The 13589-nt window shown below is 62.1% G+C and carries 15 protein-coding genes; 11 read left to right on the top strand and 4 right to left on the bottom strand.

What is annotated here, in order from left to right; translation table 11 throughout:
• The first annotated feature begins 5 nt into the window (after positions 1–5).
• Both A6723_RS15295 and A6723_RS15300 read left to right on the top strand, forming a co-directional pair.
• Positions 6–896 (top strand): metal-dependent hydrolase, encoded by an 891-nt coding sequence (locus A6723_RS15295; RefSeq protein ID WP_054910904.1) that lies wholly within the window; start codon positions 6–8, stop codon positions 894–896.
• A gap of 88 nt (positions 897–984) precedes the next feature.
• Complete coding sequence (locus A6723_RS15300) at positions 985–2331, top strand: FAD-binding oxidoreductase (protein WP_082450904.1); 1347 nt, start codon at positions 985–987, stop codon at positions 2329–2331.
• A gap of 151 nt (positions 2332–2482) precedes the next feature.
• Here the strand turns inward: A6723_RS15300 and rmuC are convergent, their stop codons facing one another.
• From rmuC to A6723_RS15315, 3 genes are all read right to left on the bottom strand, one after another.
• Complete coding sequence (gene rmuC / locus A6723_RS15305) at positions 2483–3847, bottom strand: DNA recombination protein RmuC (protein ID WP_175405557.1); 1365 nt, start codon at positions 3845–3847, stop codon at positions 2483–2485.
• An 857-nt stretch (positions 3848–4704) separates the two neighbouring features.
• Positions 4705–5469 (bottom strand): RES family NAD+ phosphorylase, encoded by a 765-nt coding sequence (locus A6723_RS15310; protein ID WP_054910907.1) that lies wholly within the window; start codon positions 5467–5469, stop codon positions 4705–4707.
• Positions 5470–5838 (bottom strand): antitoxin Xre/MbcA/ParS toxin-binding domain-containing protein, encoded by a 369-nt coding sequence (locus tag A6723_RS15315; RefSeq protein WP_024763405.1) that lies wholly within the window; start codon positions 5836–5838, stop codon positions 5470–5472.
• Between the two features lie 269 nt (positions 5839–6107).
• On the opposite strand from A6723_RS15315, the gene A6723_RS15320 reads away from it, so the two are divergent.
• A complete protein-coding gene (locus A6723_RS15320) occupies positions 6108–6599 on the top strand; it encodes an RcnB family protein (RefSeq protein WP_054910908.1) in 492 nt (163 codons plus the stop codon).
• Between the two features lie 6 nt (positions 6600–6605).
• On the opposite strand, the gene A6723_RS15325 is transcribed toward A6723_RS15320, so the two are convergent.
• Entirely contained in the window at positions 6606–7040 is a 435-nt protein-coding gene (locus A6723_RS15325) for a hypothetical protein (RefSeq protein WP_054910909.1), read from the bottom strand.
• A 124-nt stretch (positions 7041–7164) separates the two neighbouring features.
• Here A6723_RS15325 and A6723_RS15330 point away from each other — a divergent pair, with 124 nt between their 5' ends.
• The 8 genes from A6723_RS15330 to A6723_RS15365 all read left to right on the top strand — a co-directional run bounded on the left by A6723_RS15330 (position 7165) and on the right by A6723_RS15365 (position 13535).
• On the top strand, positions 7165–7647 hold the full coding sequence (locus A6723_RS15330; protein ID WP_054910910.1) for a GreA/GreB family elongation factor: 483 nt from the start codon (positions 7165–7167) through the stop codon (positions 7645–7647).
• A 133-nt stretch (positions 7648–7780) separates the two neighbouring features.
• Complete coding sequence (locus A6723_RS15335; protein WP_017522075.1) at positions 7781–8128, top strand: carboxymuconolactone decarboxylase family protein; 348 nt, start codon at positions 7781–7783, stop codon at positions 8126–8128.
• Positions 8129–8227: 99 nt separating this feature from the next.
• Positions 8228–8641 (top strand): hypothetical protein, encoded by a 414-nt coding sequence (locus tag A6723_RS15340; RefSeq protein ID WP_064979775.1) that lies wholly within the window; start codon positions 8228–8230, stop codon positions 8639–8641.
• Between the two features lie 75 nt (positions 8642–8716).
• The gene (locus A6723_RS15345; protein WP_064979777.1) at positions 8717–9040 is read left to right on the top strand and encodes a phage protein Gp27 family protein; all 324 of its coding nucleotides are present in this window, start codon (positions 8717–8719) and stop codon (positions 9038–9040) included.
• Between the two features lie 826 nt (positions 9041–9866).
• Complete coding sequence (locus tag A6723_RS15350) at positions 9867–10130, top strand: hypothetical protein (protein WP_064979778.1); 264 nt, start codon at positions 9867–9869, stop codon at positions 10128–10130.
• A 56-nt stretch (positions 10131–10186) separates the two neighbouring features.
• Positions 10187–12193 (top strand): Mu transposase C-terminal domain-containing protein, encoded by a 2007-nt coding sequence (locus A6723_RS15355; protein WP_064979780.1) that lies wholly within the window; start codon positions 10187–10189, stop codon positions 12191–12193.
• Positions 12194–12215: 22 nt separating this feature from the next.
• Positions 12216–12935 carry an AAA family ATPase gene (locus A6723_RS15360; protein ID WP_064979782.1) on the top strand — a complete coding sequence of 240 codons (720 nt, stop codon included), beginning with the start codon at positions 12216–12218 and terminating at the stop codon, positions 12933–12935.
• A 3-nt stretch (positions 12936–12938) separates the two neighbouring features.
• Positions 12939–13535 (top strand): HTH domain-containing protein, encoded by a 597-nt coding sequence (locus A6723_RS15365; protein WP_064979784.1) that lies wholly within the window; start codon positions 12939–12941, stop codon positions 13533–13535.
• Positions 13536–13589 lie beyond the last annotated feature (54 nt).

Below are 13589 nucleotides of genomic sequence, written 5' to 3' on the forward strand. Positions count from 1 at the left end.
CTGCCATGAACGACCATCATCACAAGCTTGTGCAACGCAAGGTGCAGTTCGACTACACCGATTCGCCGCTGCACTGGATTCCCGGCGAGCCCGAGGCGTCCCATGCGATCAACGTCATCCACATGATGCTGCCGGCGGGCGAGCTGTGGTTCTGCCGGCTGTACAACAAGGCACTGCCCTTCGTGAAGGAAGGCCGGCTGCGCGAGGATGTGCAGGGTTTTATCCGCCAGGAAGCCATGCACGCCCGCGCCCACTCGGGTGCCTTGGAGCGTTACCTGAATCACCACGGCATCGACTCCACACGCTATCTGAAGGTCATGGACTACCTGTTCGAACAACTGCTCAGCGACACGCCGCTGGGCACTGAACTGTTCAACCGCACACCCTGGCTCAAGCGCTGGTGGATCGGCCAGCGCTGCGCCATCGTCGCCGCGGTGGAGCACTTCACTTGCATCCTCGGCAAGTGGATTCTCGAAGCCGATGCGCTGGACCGCGCCAAGGCCGATCCCGTGCTGCTCGACCTGTTCCGCTGGCACGGCGCCGAGGAAGTAGAACACCGCAATGTCGCCCATGACCTGCACGTGCACCTGGGCGGCACCTTCGTCAGCCGGCAGCTGTGGATGTTCGTGGTGTGGCCGCTGATCATCTATCTGTTCGCCTTCGGCACCCGCACCCTGTCGCGGCAGGACCCGACCATCGCCAAACCACGCTCCTTCGCCGCGATCTGGCGCGATGGCTCGAAGTCCGGCGTGCTGCCGAAGATCAGCTCCCTGGCCACCAGCTTCCTGCGCTACTTCAAGCCCTGGTACCACCCGGACCACGAGGCCAACACCCAGGAAGCGCTGGACTACCTGGCCCGTTCGCCGGCCGCCAGCCGGGCCGCGCGCGCTTCGTAGCGCCTGTCGGCGCGCCCGCGCAGTGGATGCGCGGCGCACGTCAATCGCATACTGCGGCATCCGTTACTCCACTCAGGGATGCCGCCGTATGCCGATGGGAACCTATCCGCTTCACCCCGCCCTTTCCTCCCGCGTGGAGCGCCTGCCAGAGCAGGTGGACGTGGTCATCGCTGGCAGCGGCATCATGGGCTGCGCCACCGCCTGGCAGCTCGCCGGCCGGGGCCTGAGCGTACTGGTGCTGGACAAGGCCGGGATCGCCAGCCAGCAATCCACCCGCGCCTGGGGCTTCGTCCGCCAGCAGGCGCGCGATCCGGCGGAAGTGCCGTTGATGATGGCGGCGATTCCGCTGTGGGAACGCCTGGAAGAAGAACTGCAACTGCCGCTGGAATGGCGCCAGGGCGGCTGCCTGTACCTGGCCGAAACACCCGAGCAGCAGCGCAAGTACGAAGACTGGCTGAAGGTCGCCGCCAACTTCGACCTCGGCACCCGACTGCTGAGCCGCGCGGAAGTCGCGCAGTTGATGCCGGCCCTGAGCGACCCGGCACTGGGCGCCCTCTACACCGCCAATGACGGCCAGGCCGAGCCGCGCCGCGTGGCGCCCGGCTATGCGCTGCGTGCCATTGAGCGTGGCGCCGTGTTCGTCGAAGGCTGCGGCGTCACCGGCATCGACCGCGCCGCCGGCGCCGTCTGCGGCGTACAAACCGAACGCGGCTATGTGAAAACCCGACACCTGCTGATCTGCGCGGGCGCCAGCAGTTGGCGCCTGGTGCAGAGCCTCGGCCTGGAACTGCCGCAACAGGCCGTACGTTGCACCGTTTCGCGCACCAGCCCCGGCCCGGGCGTGGGCGCTCAAAGCTTCATCGGCCACGGCATCGGCTTCCGCCAGCGTGCCGATGGCAGCATCAACCTCGCTGACGAAACCCAGGCCGACATCGACCTGAACCTCGACTACCTGCGCGGCGTCAGGCACTACCTGCCAAACCTGCCGGAGCACCGCGCGGGCTTCTCCTTCAAGCTCAACGGCGCGTTGTTCCACGACTTGCGCCAGCGCCTGCCCGGTTCGGAAAGGAGCGTGAACGGCCCGGTACTCGGCGAGCGCGATCCGCAGGTAAAGGCAAACACCGCGCGTGTCTTCACGGCACAGCAGAATCTGGCGAAAGCCTTCCCGGCACTACGCGATGTGAAAGTCGTGGAAAGCTGGGCGGGACTGATCGACGTGCTGCCCGATGGCATTCCGGTGCTCGATGCACCCGCGCAAGTACCCGGACTGCTGATCGCCACGGGCTTCTGCGGCCACGGCTTCGCCATGGGGCCGATCGCCGGCCAACTGATGAGCCAGTGGATACACAAGGGCGATCCCGGAATGGACCTGCACGCCTTCCGGCTGCAGCGATTCGCCGATGGCACGGCGGGCAAGCCCTACTCGCTGTTCTGACGGAGCGCATACGCCCCACCGCGGAAACAACGCCGGGCTCTTCGTAGGAGCGAGCTTGCTCGCGAACAGGACCCGTCGGCCACATGGATGTGTACGAGAGATAGGGGTTCGCGAGCAAGCTCGCTCCTACAGGTCCGTTTGCAAGCCGGGCCTACTCGCCCTCTTCCACCAGCGGCGCATCGTCACTCAATGCCCGCTCCAGCCACTCCGTCGGCAGGTTCTTGCTCGCCCGCGCCCCCAGCAGTTTTACCTGCTCGGCGCGGCTGATCAGGTTGCCGCGCCCTTCGCAGAGCTTGTTGCGCGCAGCGGCGTAGGTCTTGTCCAACTGCTGCAGGCGGGTCCCCATCTCATCCAGGTCCTGCACGAAGAGCACGAACTTGTCGTACAGCGCCCCGGCGCGCTCGGCGATCTCGCGGGCGTTCTGGTTCTGCCGCTCCTGGCGCCACAAGCTGTCGATCACCCGCAGCGTGGCCAGCAGGGTGGTCGGGCTGACGATCACGATGTTGCGTTCGAAGGCCTCCTGGAACAGGTTCGGCTCGGCCTGCAGTGCCGCCGAGAAAGCCGCTTCGATCGGCATGAACAGCAGCACGAAGTCGAGGCTGTGCAACCCTTCCAGGCGTCGGTAATCCTTGCCGGACAACCCCTTCACATGGTTGCGCAGTGACAGCACATGGGCCTTGAGCGCCTGCTGGCGAATCACCTCGTCCTCGGCGGCAATGAACTGCTGGTAAGCCGTCAGGCTGACCTTGGCGTCCACCACCACCTGCTTGTCGCCGGGCAGGCGGATCAGCACGTCCGGCTGGAAGCGCTCGCCATCCGGCGCACGCAGGCTGACCTGGGTTTCATACTCGCGGCCCTTCTCCAGGCCGGCGTGTTCCAGCACGCGTTCGAGCACCAGCTCACCCCAGTTGCCCTGGGTCTTCTGACCCTTGAGTGCGCGCGTCAGGTTGGTGGCTTCCTCGCCCAGGCGCAGGTTCAACTGCTGCAGGCGCTCCAGCTCCTTGGTCAGCGAGAAGCGCTCACGGGCCTCGGCCTGATAGCTCTCTTCCACGCGCTTCTCGAAGGACTGGATGCGCTCCTTGAGCGGGTCGAGTAACTGCCCCAGGCGCTGCTGGCTCGACTCGGCAAAACGCTGCTCGCGTTCGTCGAAGATCTTCCCGGCCAGCTCGGCGAACTGCGCCCGCAGATCGTCTCGCGCCGATTGCAGGTCGCCCAGTCGTTGCTGGTGATTGTCCTGCTGCTCGCGCAGCTCGGCGGAGAGCGCCGCGTGCTCGGCGGAAAGACGGCGCAGCTCGGTTTCCTTGTCGGCGCGCTCGGCCTGCCAGTCTTGCTCGGCGTTACCCAGGCGGGCCCGCTCCTCCTTGCCCAGTTCAACTTCGCGGCGTAGCGCCGCCGCCTCGGCGGAGAGTTCGCCGTGCCGGCCACTCAAGCGCTGGAAAGCATCACGATCCGCCTCAGCCCGCGCGGACAGCCCGTCCTGCGCCAGTTGCGCCGTCGCCAGCCGCTCGCGCAGCAGGGTCGCCTCCTGCTCCACCTCCACCCTTCGCGCTTGCAGACGCCAGGCAAGCGCAGCCATGGGCAGCAATCCGGCGAGCGCACCGATCAACAGGGCGGACAGATCGAGGGGCATGCAGGACTCCGAGGTGTGGCAAAGGATCGCGCCAGTCTACCAGCCGCTCGCCGGGAGCGGCCTCGTCCGCCGTAAAGGCCCTGGCACAAGGCTCCTGAGCAAGCGCTCGGGACAATCCACAGAAGCTGTGGATAACTCGGTGGAGAACTTGCTGAAAACCGCCCATACCCCCAGTGAACTGGGGCCGTGTGACAGATTGGTGATTTTTTCACCAATCAAAATTCTCTTTATTTTTCAATAAGTTAAAAAACGCAAGGAAATTCAGAGGGTGGCCAAGTGCAATGTTTCGGGGGCTTGACAGAGTGCGTCAGCATTGTGCACAAGTGCGCGCCACGCAGCAGCCGACCGCCCCGTTTCAGGGCAGTGGATAAGAAGTGTTCTCAGGCAGGTAGTGCTTGCTGCCGGGCAATGCACGGGTCGGAAGTTCCGTTTTCCGACGCCGATGCCCGGCAAACTTCAGGCGATCTGAACCTGGCGCCGTGGCACACGCTGCGGCCGGACGATGCGAGGTGGTTCGGGAAGCTGAATCGCCAACTGCTCCGCGGCGCAGACCCGCGCATAAATACGCTCGGCCGAACTGCGGCTCTTGCAGTCATAGAAGAATTGATTGAGGTACACACGCCAGCGACGATCGTCGCTGGGATGGACAGCTATCCGTATATCCATGGTCTGGCACTCCCTGCTTGGCCATCCCGCAACATACACCGCACAACATGACGCGTAAGTGGCGAAACGATGAACGGTCAGGCCGGATGGGGCAGCCTATCGTCCACCAGGTACTGCTCGCGGCGGTAAATGCGTGGGCTGTCGGGCACCTGGGCATGCTTGAAGGCGACATACTCCGAAGTCGTCTCGCAGAGCCAGGGCATCAGGTTGCGCGGGCGCTTCTCGGTAAAGGCTGAGGGCACGAACAACGCCACATTGATGCCTCCCTGCGGACAACGCGCCGAACGATATTCGAAAGCCTCCACCCCCGCATCGCGCATCGCACTGCCCATCCCCTGAGTCACGCTGTAATCCTGTGGATCGAGCAGGGCCGCGTGCTCGCGGAACGGCGGCAGGTGCAGCCGCACGCCCTTCTGTACCTGGAAGCGCGCCTCGAAGGAAGCGTGCTCGGAAAGGATCCGTCCACTGGGCGGCGGCGTGGCCATCCCCTCCCACAGCACGAAGCGGTAGAACGCCGATTCCGCCATCGCCGTTTCCAGCTTGAGCGCGCCGTAGAACAGGCTCGGCTCATGGCGCCGACCAAAGCGCGAGCCCCAGCGCAGCGGCGGGTAGCGGAACGGTGTCTTCAGCAGGTAATGCAGTGGCTCAGCGCTGGACGGCATGCGCGGTTTGCTGGTTTCCAGCAACTCCTCCAGCAGAGCCTGCTCTTCCAGAGTGTCCACCAGTTGCAACGTCGCCACCTGGCCCTGGCTCTCCACCAGTCGCACCAGGCGCCCACGGATGGGCGCAACAACCGAGTCCTCATACTTCGCCCACAGACGAGCGCCGGCTTCGAAGGACATTCAGACCTTGCCCCGGATGGCGTCCAGGTACTCGACCACTGCGACCAGCCCCTGCACCCGCTCCATCAACTGCAGCGGCACACCGCCCAGGTGGCGGTTCTCGGTGCGCAGGAAGTGGCGCATGTCCTCATGATTGCCGCCGAACAGAGCGAACAGCGCACGGTAGATGCGCACCAGCAGCAACGCCAGCTCGCCGGTCTTGCTGTCCACGCGCAGGCCATTCTGCTTCCAGCGGCTCACCGCGCTGCGGTCCACACCGACGATGGCAGCCAGCTCCTGCTGTGTCATCGCCAGGTGCTCGCGGGCAGTCAACACCGCCTTCGCGAGGACAGTATCGGCAGCCGGGTTTTCCTTCAGCAGTGCGCTCATGGCAAAGCTCCAACAAGTGCATTTGCTGCAAACATATCACCAAATGCTGTAACCACACAAAGACTGCAGTGCTCGAAAAGTCACCTGCCGCCCTCCCCCAGCAGCCCCGTATCAAAGCGCTGACAAAGCAGAGAATTTCTTTACCGAACATTTACTTAGGCTTGGCATTCATTGACCCGACGACGCGGTCTCATGAAGTACCCGGATCGTCCGGGAGATGAAAGCAGGAATCACGCACCGGCAACGCCGGCTGCGCCAGGAGAAACACCATGAAGAAGTCTGTCGCCCTGTTCTGTGCCGCCCTGATGCTCGGCAGCCCGCTGGCGAGTTTCGCCCAGCCGGGGGGCGGCCCGGACTATGGTCCGAACCATCCGGATAATCGACCGCCGCAACAACAGCAGCGGCCGCCCCAGCAGCAACAGCAACGGCCGGACCAGCAACAGCACTATCAACAACGGCCCCAACAGCAACAGCAGCCTCACGGCAACTACAACCAGGGGCGCAATGGCCACGCGGATCCGCGCTACTACAGGAACCCGGACTACCGCCCTCAGGCCGGCATGCCCGTGCCCCACCGTGACTGGCGCCGCGGCGTGATCGTGGAGCCGAACTATCGCGGCGACCGCTATTGGGTCACCGACTGGCAAGCGCGCCACCTGTACGCACCGCCGCGCGACCATCGCTGGCTGTACGTCAACGGCGATTACATCCTGGTGGCCATCGCCAGCGGGTTGATCGTCAACATCCTGGCCGGCTATTAATCCACGTCAGGCGCTGGCGCTGAGCATCGAGCCGGCGCCACTGCCACCAGCCCTGCGGATCGCCTCGGCCAACGCCGCGGCGGTCTGCTGCATGGCCGCACTGGTACTGGCGATGCGGCTCTGCAGGGCCATCAGCGCCGCGGTGCGCTCGGCATCCGAGGAATAGTGACGCTTCTGTGCGTCGGCCAGCTCCCGCTGCTCCTGCTGCAACTGCTTCTGCAATTCCTTCAGGCGCTTCTGCAATTGCTCAACGGTGGTGCTGGCCTTGCCGGAACTGGCGGAGCTGCTGCTCTTCTCGCTTTGCGCCGTTCCGCCGGCCTGCAGACGCGGGCTGCCGGAGCCTTCATTGGCACTGTCGGCCTGCGTACTCGTGGTGGTTGAAGTGGCAACGCGTAGCTGACTGGCGAAAGCCTGGTTCGCCGAGGTAATCGAAAGGCTCATGCCGGATGTCCTTTGTACCGGGAATTCAGCCGCTCTATCGGCTGCTGCCGGAAAATCTTGAAAGCGCCTTCGCAGGGCTGGGCAAAGGCCCTAGGATAGGCGGCTTTATTTCCAGCCCGCCGCCATGGACAAGAAACGCGCCTACCAACTGATCCTCGCCCGCCTCGCCGAAGACCTGAAGGTCGCCGTGCGCGCCGCCCGGACGGCCCACGAGACCGCGACCCACGAGGAAAACATCGCCGAGAACAAGTACGACACCCTCGGTCTGGAAGCGGCCTACCTCGCTGCCGGCCAATCACGGCGCGTGGAAGAGATCCGCCAGGCCCTGTCGCTGTTCGAAAACCTTCAATTGCGCGATTTCGACGAGGAACAGGGCATCCAGACCAGCGCCCTGGTGCAGCTGATCAACGAGCGCGACCAGCAGCGCTGGGTATTCCTCGGCCCGGACGGAGCCGGCCTCAAGGTGCAGCACGAAGGCACCGAAATCCTGGTCATCACCACCCGCGCCCCACTGGGCAGTGCCCTGCTTCAGCGCCACCCCGGCGATGAAGTCGAAGTGGGAACCGGCAGCGCACGCCAGCGCTATGAAATCCTCGACGTCTGTTGACGCTTGCGCCCTGCAAAGCAGCAGTCGAGCGCATCGATGAAAAATCTGAGCGGAACAGACAATACCCGGCACGCGGACTGACGCAGACTAAGCTTCAAGGCCACACCCACTCCCGGCCTCAAGGAGAAGCATCATGCTGTTCAACTGGTCCGAGTACGTCCCCGCCGTGAAAAAAGCCTTCGGCGCCCTGGGCAAGAAACACCCGAAAATGATCGCCGCCTACCAGGCCCTGGAAGCCGCCGCCGCTGACGGCGACGCCCTGGATGCCAAGACCCGCGAACTGATTGCCATCGCCGTAGCCATCACAACCCGCTGCGACGGCTGCATCGGCGTTCACGCCGAGGCTGCCCGCAAGGCTGGCGCCACCGAAGCCGAGATCGCCCAGACCCTGGCCACCGCCATCTCGCTCAATGCCGGCGCCGCCTACATCTACTCCCTGCGCGCCCTCGAAGCCTACGAGTCTGCCGCCGCTCCGAAATGAGCCCTGCACCCGTGGCGCTTCGGCGCCGCGGGCCTGCCTCTTTCCCTTGAGGGGTGCGATGGGTTATCTGTGCTGCTCAGCCAACCAAAGCCGTTGCCCATGCCCCAGCCTACCCTCAGCTTCTGGAAACTCACCCTAGCCATCGCCGTCGGCATCTGGCTCGGCTGCCTGGCCGTCGCCACCACCGCGTGGCTGGCCTGGCGCAACACTCCGCTCGCTCTCGTCCCCCACCTCGCTCCATCATCAACGCCAACACCCACGGCGCCCCCGCCAACCCGCAGCAACGAAGAAATGTTCCAGCAATACCTGCAACGCCAGCAGGCTACGCAGGAGCAGCAGAATCGTGAGCTCGAAAAAGCGGAACGGGACAAACGCTTCAACAGCGCGCCATGTCAGTTCTGGCTGCAGCAGTATCAAGCGGATCCGACGCAGAAGAATCGAGAGAAGATGGATGGGTATTGTGAGCTAGCTGGAGCTTTGGCACTACCAGGAGGGGCGGAGGATGCCGGATGAGAGCGGGCTAAACCGGGCTAGGCCGGACAACTTCTTCCGGGTATATTCCCGGAAAAGCCGGAAGGAGATTGAACCATGCCCCCTCGCTCGAAAGTTGAGCTTCTGCCGAAGAATGTGCGTGACGAGTTGGATCAGAAGCTACGAGATAACGGCTATGCCGATCTGATCGCACTGTCCCAGTGGCTGAAGCAAACGCACGGAACGTTCATCGGAAAGTCTGCGTTAGGGCAGTACTCGCTGAATCTGAAAGCCAAGGATAAGGCCGCAGTGACGATAGCAAAGGGTATGCAGGAAGACCTGAGCGACCGGGAAACCGTCGACCTACTCCTGGAGCTTGGAGCGCTGCGGGTGAAGGAGTATCGAATCCTCCGACGCCTGGAGGAGATAGGCTACACCTAACCTGGAAGAGCACGGATGCAAATAGCCCGATCTGCACTCTAGTTCCACACAAATCAGTGCCAAATATCCCGAACCCCTAAAACGGCCAAAAATGGCCGTTTTTGCATTATATGTGACCCCACGATAAAAGCCTGTGAACAGCCACTAATGCCTTGATATTCGTGGCTTTAGCGACTTTCAAGCCATACCAACAGCTTCCCATTAGGTTGAAAGAAAACGAACTTGCGCTTTCAATACGTCCGAATGTGGCCGAATATAAATAACGCTTTGATTTAGAAGTAAAAAATAGAAATCATGCCCGTCTTGATGCGCGTCACAATCGGACGCAAGATGAAAGTCTCCAACGTCCTTTTCCACCCTGTCCTTACTATCCGGTTGGACACGTTAGCCCTTGCTCTGTGCCAAACAAATCGCTAAGGTTCCCTTGTCGCTGCAAATTCAGCGGCCGGGTTTGACGGCCCGAGAAACTTGGCGCACAAGCGCCCCATCCGATAGCAGGCGCTTTTTTTATGCCTGTCATTTCGTTTTATGGTGGCTGTGCGTGGGGCACCTTCGGGTGCGCCGGGTACCAAGTTCCCGGTCCGTCAACCCGCGCACAGCTGCCACCCTTAATCGTTTGACGGCGATTGGTGGCAGCTCCAAACCAAACTTGGAGCACCACTTATGAAGAGCCATCACGCCCCCCGTCCGCTCTGTAATCGTGCCGCAGCGTTCCGCGCTATTGCTTTCGCCGCCTTGCACGCCGACTCGTCCCTCTCCGTTCGTCTTCAGCGTTACAACGCCGCCATGGCAAAGGCCCGTGCCCTGGATGCTCAGGAGGTGGCCCATGGCTAACTTCAAGCCACTAGAATCCGGCTCCCAAGGCTGTGGACGAAAGGCGGTTCTGTACGTGGATAGGCATGCAGCTCAAAGCGACCTGATGGATGCTGCCGAATGGCGACTTGGCGCAGTCCATGAGCTATTGACCTTTCTCAGCACCTGCATTGCCGAGGATGGCGGACGCCGCGATGTTGCACAGGTATCCCGTGCGCTTCTCTTGCTGGTCGACGACGCCGAAGCCCTGTTCCAAGCCGCCCGCCAAGCAGCTTGATTGCCCATGCCGGCCCAGCCAACTGGTTGGGCCGGCAGGCACATATAGAGGTGCCTATGAATACTTGGTACACCGCCCAGGAACTTGCTGGCCTGCCAGGTCTGCCCACTACACCCCGTGCGATCCGCAGCTTCGCCCTGCGCGCGTGCTGGAGTAGCCAGCGCCGGATCGGTAGCAAGGCCAGCGAATATGCCTTCGCCTCACTACCTAAAGTGACTCAGCAGGCCTTGCTGGCCAAAGCTGTGGGCGCGTCCACGTCAGCGGAAATTGCAGAGCGTGACGCGCATTCGTCGTCACGCTTAAACGATAAACAACGCTCAGTCATGGCCGCACGCCTGGCGTTCATCCGAGAGATAGAGCACCTGAGCAAAGTTACCTCGCAGCGCCAGGCCATTGCTCTGCTGCTTACTCAGGCTAAAGCAGGAGAGCTTTCCCCTTACCTGACTGAACGCCTGGAGCGTGCCAACGACCGCAAGAGCAGCGGCTGCAACCTATCCGAGCGAACGCTAAAGCGTTGGCTTGCCGACTACAGGCAGCATGGCGAGGCCGGCTTGGCACCAATTCGTCGTAAAGCCGATGTGAGCGTGCCGGAATGGGCGGCGGACTTCCTGCGCTGCTATCAGCGCCCGACCAAGCCCAGCGTAGAGGCCAGCTATGCAGAGTTTGCAGGCAAACACTCTGGCGAGCACCCGAGTATTCACCAGGTGCGCCGCTTCCTTAATAAGCTGAGCGTCGATGCTCGCGAGCTTGGCCGCTGCAGCGCTCAGGAAGGCAAAGCGCACAAGACATTCAACCGGCGCAACACGCTGAAAATGCTGCCTGGCGAGGTCTACACCGCCGACGGCCATACCTTTGATGCCGAGGTGCTGAACCCTCGCACCGGCAAACCCTACCGCCCCGAAATCACCACGGTAATAGATGTAGCTACACGCCGCGCACTTGGCTTCTCGGTCGGTGAAGCCGAGTCGCATATCGTGGTGCTCGATGCCCTGCGTGATGCCGTGCAGCGGGGCGGCATGTTCGTGATGTTCTACGTCGACAACGGGCCCGGCTACAAGAACCACACCGTCCTGGAAGTCGTAGAACGCCTGGGCGGCAGCATGATCCACGCCTTGCCTTACAACAGCCAGGCCCGTGGATTGATCGAGCGCGCCCATCAAACCATATGGGTGAACGCGGCAAAGAAGATCCCGAGCTACCTGGGTGCCGATATGGATCGGCATGCAGGCAACAAGGTGCATAAGATCACCCGGCAACAACTGCGCGACGCTGGCCGTACAAGCCTGATGCCCACCTTCGCAGAGTTCCTGGCCGGTGCAGAGGCAGAACTAGAAGCCTACAACCGGAAGCCGCACCGGGGCTTGCCCAAGATACGCGACCCACAGACATACCAGCGCCGACACATGACGCCGCAGGAAGCTTGGGATACCGCCATTGCCAAGGGTTGGAAACCACTCACGGCACCGCCCGAAGTGGTGAACGACCTGTTCCGCCCGCAGATCGTCCGCAAGACCATGCGCGGCGAAATCGCCTGGGCTGGCGAACGCTATGCACTCGATGCCCTGGCTGACCTACATGGCAAGCAGGTACGGGTTGCCTATGACGTGCGCGACGCCTCTCGGGTGTGGGTACGCACCATGAGTGGCGAGCTGATCGGCGAAGCCAAGCTGAACGGTAACGCCAGCGATTACATAGCTCCGTCGATAGTCGAGCAAGGCTATGCCAAACAGGCCAAGGGCCAGTTCAAGAAGACTGTGGCCAAGTTGGAGAACCTGACCGGCCAGCGCGTGGAGCTGGTTTCCGAAACTGTCGTTGATTACAGCCAGGAACGGCTATCCGCCGCCCGCCAACATGCGGCACGCCTGGCGGCACCTGTGCCTGATGCCTTCAGCGTACCAGGTGACGCCATGTCTCGTTATCGACTCTGGCAACGCCTTGAGGCCCGCGTGCAGGCCGGCGAAGTCATCACGGACGAAGAGGCGCTGTGGCATCAGCGCTACCCAGAGCACCCCGACTTTCAGGCTATTCGGCGCGTCTTCGAACACGCCGTGCCTGCACGGTGAGCAGGTCGAAACGGAGAAGACAATGAACGAATCGAAGATCGTACCTTTGACCAATGTGGGGCTGCTGGCCAGTGCCATAGAGCGCGCGCAAAACCGCCCCAGCAACCTGCCTGGGCTGGTGGTTATGTACGGTTCCAGCGGCCTCGGAAAAACGGTGGGCGCCAACTTCGCGGCCAACATCTACCGCGGTTACTACATCGAATGTCGGGACACCTGGACAAAGAAGGCCTTCCTTGCCGCTATCCTGAAAGAGATGGCCATCATCCCTCTGCGCACTATGTCAGAGATGGTCGACCAGATTGCCGATCAGCTCTCCCGTAGCCGCAGGCCCTTACTTATAGATGACGCGCAATACCTTCTGGATAAGGCCATCGGTAACGTTCTCTCCGATATCTACAACGCCAGCCACGGCACCATTGTGTTGATTGGTGAAGAGCGGGTGCCGCAGTCCATGCTCAAGCGCGAACGTCTGCACAATCGCGTCCTCGAATGGGTGCCCGCTCTACCTGCCACGCCTGATGATATGCGCGCCTTAGCTGACGCGAACTATCCAAACCTGCACATCCAGGACGATCTACTGCAAGACCTCTGCAAAGCAGTACGCGGCTGTCTGCGCCGCATCGTCGTCAACCTTCACCATGTGCAGTCCGAAGCCGCCGCTCTTTGCCTCGATAGCATCGGCCTGGCGCAATGGGGTGAACGTGGGTGGTTCACAGGCGATGCCCCGCTTAGAAGGAATTGAGCCATGGCTAAACCAGGACGAAAGCCCGTACACAAAGAGCAGATCCGGGGCAAGAGCAACCGGCAACGCATGTGGGAAGCCATGCGGGAAAATGCCGAAGGCTTTACCGGCTATCAGGTCGCCCGCCGCGCCAACGTCCATGACGCAACCGTGCGCAGTTACATCCAGTCCCTAGAGAAAGCCGGCTACCTGGAACGTATTGCAGGGGCAGACCACTTTGAAGAGCAGACGCTACGCCTGATAAAGGACGTGGGCATTGAAGCGCCCGCTGTAACCCGGCAAGGCAAAGCCAGTACAGCAGGCCAAGGTAATGAAGCGATGTGGCGCACCCTGCACATCCTCGGCACGCTCAGTGCCAGGCAACTAGCAGAACACGCCTCAACCAGCGTGAGCGTGTCCCTTTGGAGCGCTCGCAGCTATTTGAAGTGGTTGGCACGCGCAGGTTATGTCGAGTTGCTTGCTGACAAACCAGCAGACCGGAATACACGATATCGATTGATCCGCAGTCGTTACAGCGGCCCGCGCCCGCCGATGATTCAGCGCGGAGGCAAGCTCTACGATCCAAACCTCGGGGAAGTCGTTTTCACGCTTCCTGCATAACAAGCATCTCAGCAGCTTCCTTGCGCATTTCTGAACTGCTTGGCAGTCTTGAGC

The sequence above is a fragment of the Pseudomonas sp. AU11447 genome (assembly GCF_001672555.2).
GTDB classification, from domain to species: domain Bacteria; phylum Pseudomonadota; class Gammaproteobacteria; order Pseudomonadales; family Pseudomonadaceae; genus Pseudomonas; species Pseudomonas nitroreducens.

What these genes read in the sequence shown, in the direction of transcription:
- A6723_RS15295 (WP_054910904.1), top strand. Translation starts at nt 6, where the DNA reads ATGAACGACCATCATCACAAGCTTGTGCAACGCAAGGTGCAGTTCGAC.
- A6723_RS15300 (WP_082450904.1), top strand. Translation starts at nt 985, where the DNA reads ATGCCGATGGGAACCTATCCGCTTCACCCCGCCCTTTCCTCCCGCGTG.
- A6723_RS15310 (WP_054910907.1), bottom strand. Translation starts at nt 5,469, where the DNA reads ATGTCCTTCGAAGCCGGCGCTCGTCTGTGGGCGAAGTATGAGGACTCG.
- A6723_RS15315 (WP_024763405.1), bottom strand. Translation starts at nt 5,838, where the DNA reads ATGAGCGCACTGCTGAAGGAAAACCCGGCTGCCGATACTGTCCTCGCG.
- A6723_RS15320 (WP_054910908.1), top strand. Translation starts at nt 6,108, where the DNA reads ATGAAGAAGTCTGTCGCCCTGTTCTGTGCCGCCCTGATGCTCGGCAGC.
- A6723_RS15325 (WP_054910909.1), bottom strand. Translation starts at nt 7,040, where the DNA reads ATGAGCCTTTCGATTACCTCGGCGAACCAGGCTTTCGCCAGTCAGCTA.
- A6723_RS15330 (WP_054910910.1), top strand. Translation starts at nt 7,165, where the DNA reads ATGGACAAGAAACGCGCCTACCAACTGATCCTCGCCCGCCTCGCCGAA.
- A6723_RS15335 (WP_017522075.1), top strand. Translation starts at nt 7,781, where the DNA reads ATGCTGTTCAACTGGTCCGAGTACGTCCCCGCCGTGAAAAAAGCCTTC.
- A6723_RS15340 (WP_064979775.1), top strand. Translation starts at nt 8,228, where the DNA reads ATGCCCCAGCCTACCCTCAGCTTCTGGAAACTCACCCTAGCCATCGCC.
- A6723_RS15345 (WP_064979777.1), top strand. Translation starts at nt 8,717, where the DNA reads ATGCCCCCTCGCTCGAAAGTTGAGCTTCTGCCGAAGAATGTGCGTGAC.
- A6723_RS15350 (WP_064979778.1), top strand. Translation starts at nt 9,867, where the DNA reads ATGGCTAACTTCAAGCCACTAGAATCCGGCTCCCAAGGCTGTGGACGA.
- A6723_RS15355 (WP_064979780.1), top strand. Translation starts at nt 10,187, where the DNA reads ATGAATACTTGGTACACCGCCCAGGAACTTGCTGGCCTGCCAGGTCTG.
- A6723_RS15360 (WP_064979782.1), top strand. Translation starts at nt 12,216, where the DNA reads ATGAACGAATCGAAGATCGTACCTTTGACCAATGTGGGGCTGCTGGCC.
- A6723_RS15365 (WP_064979784.1), top strand. Translation starts at nt 12,939, where the DNA reads ATGGCTAAACCAGGACGAAAGCCCGTACACAAAGAGCAGATCCGGGGC.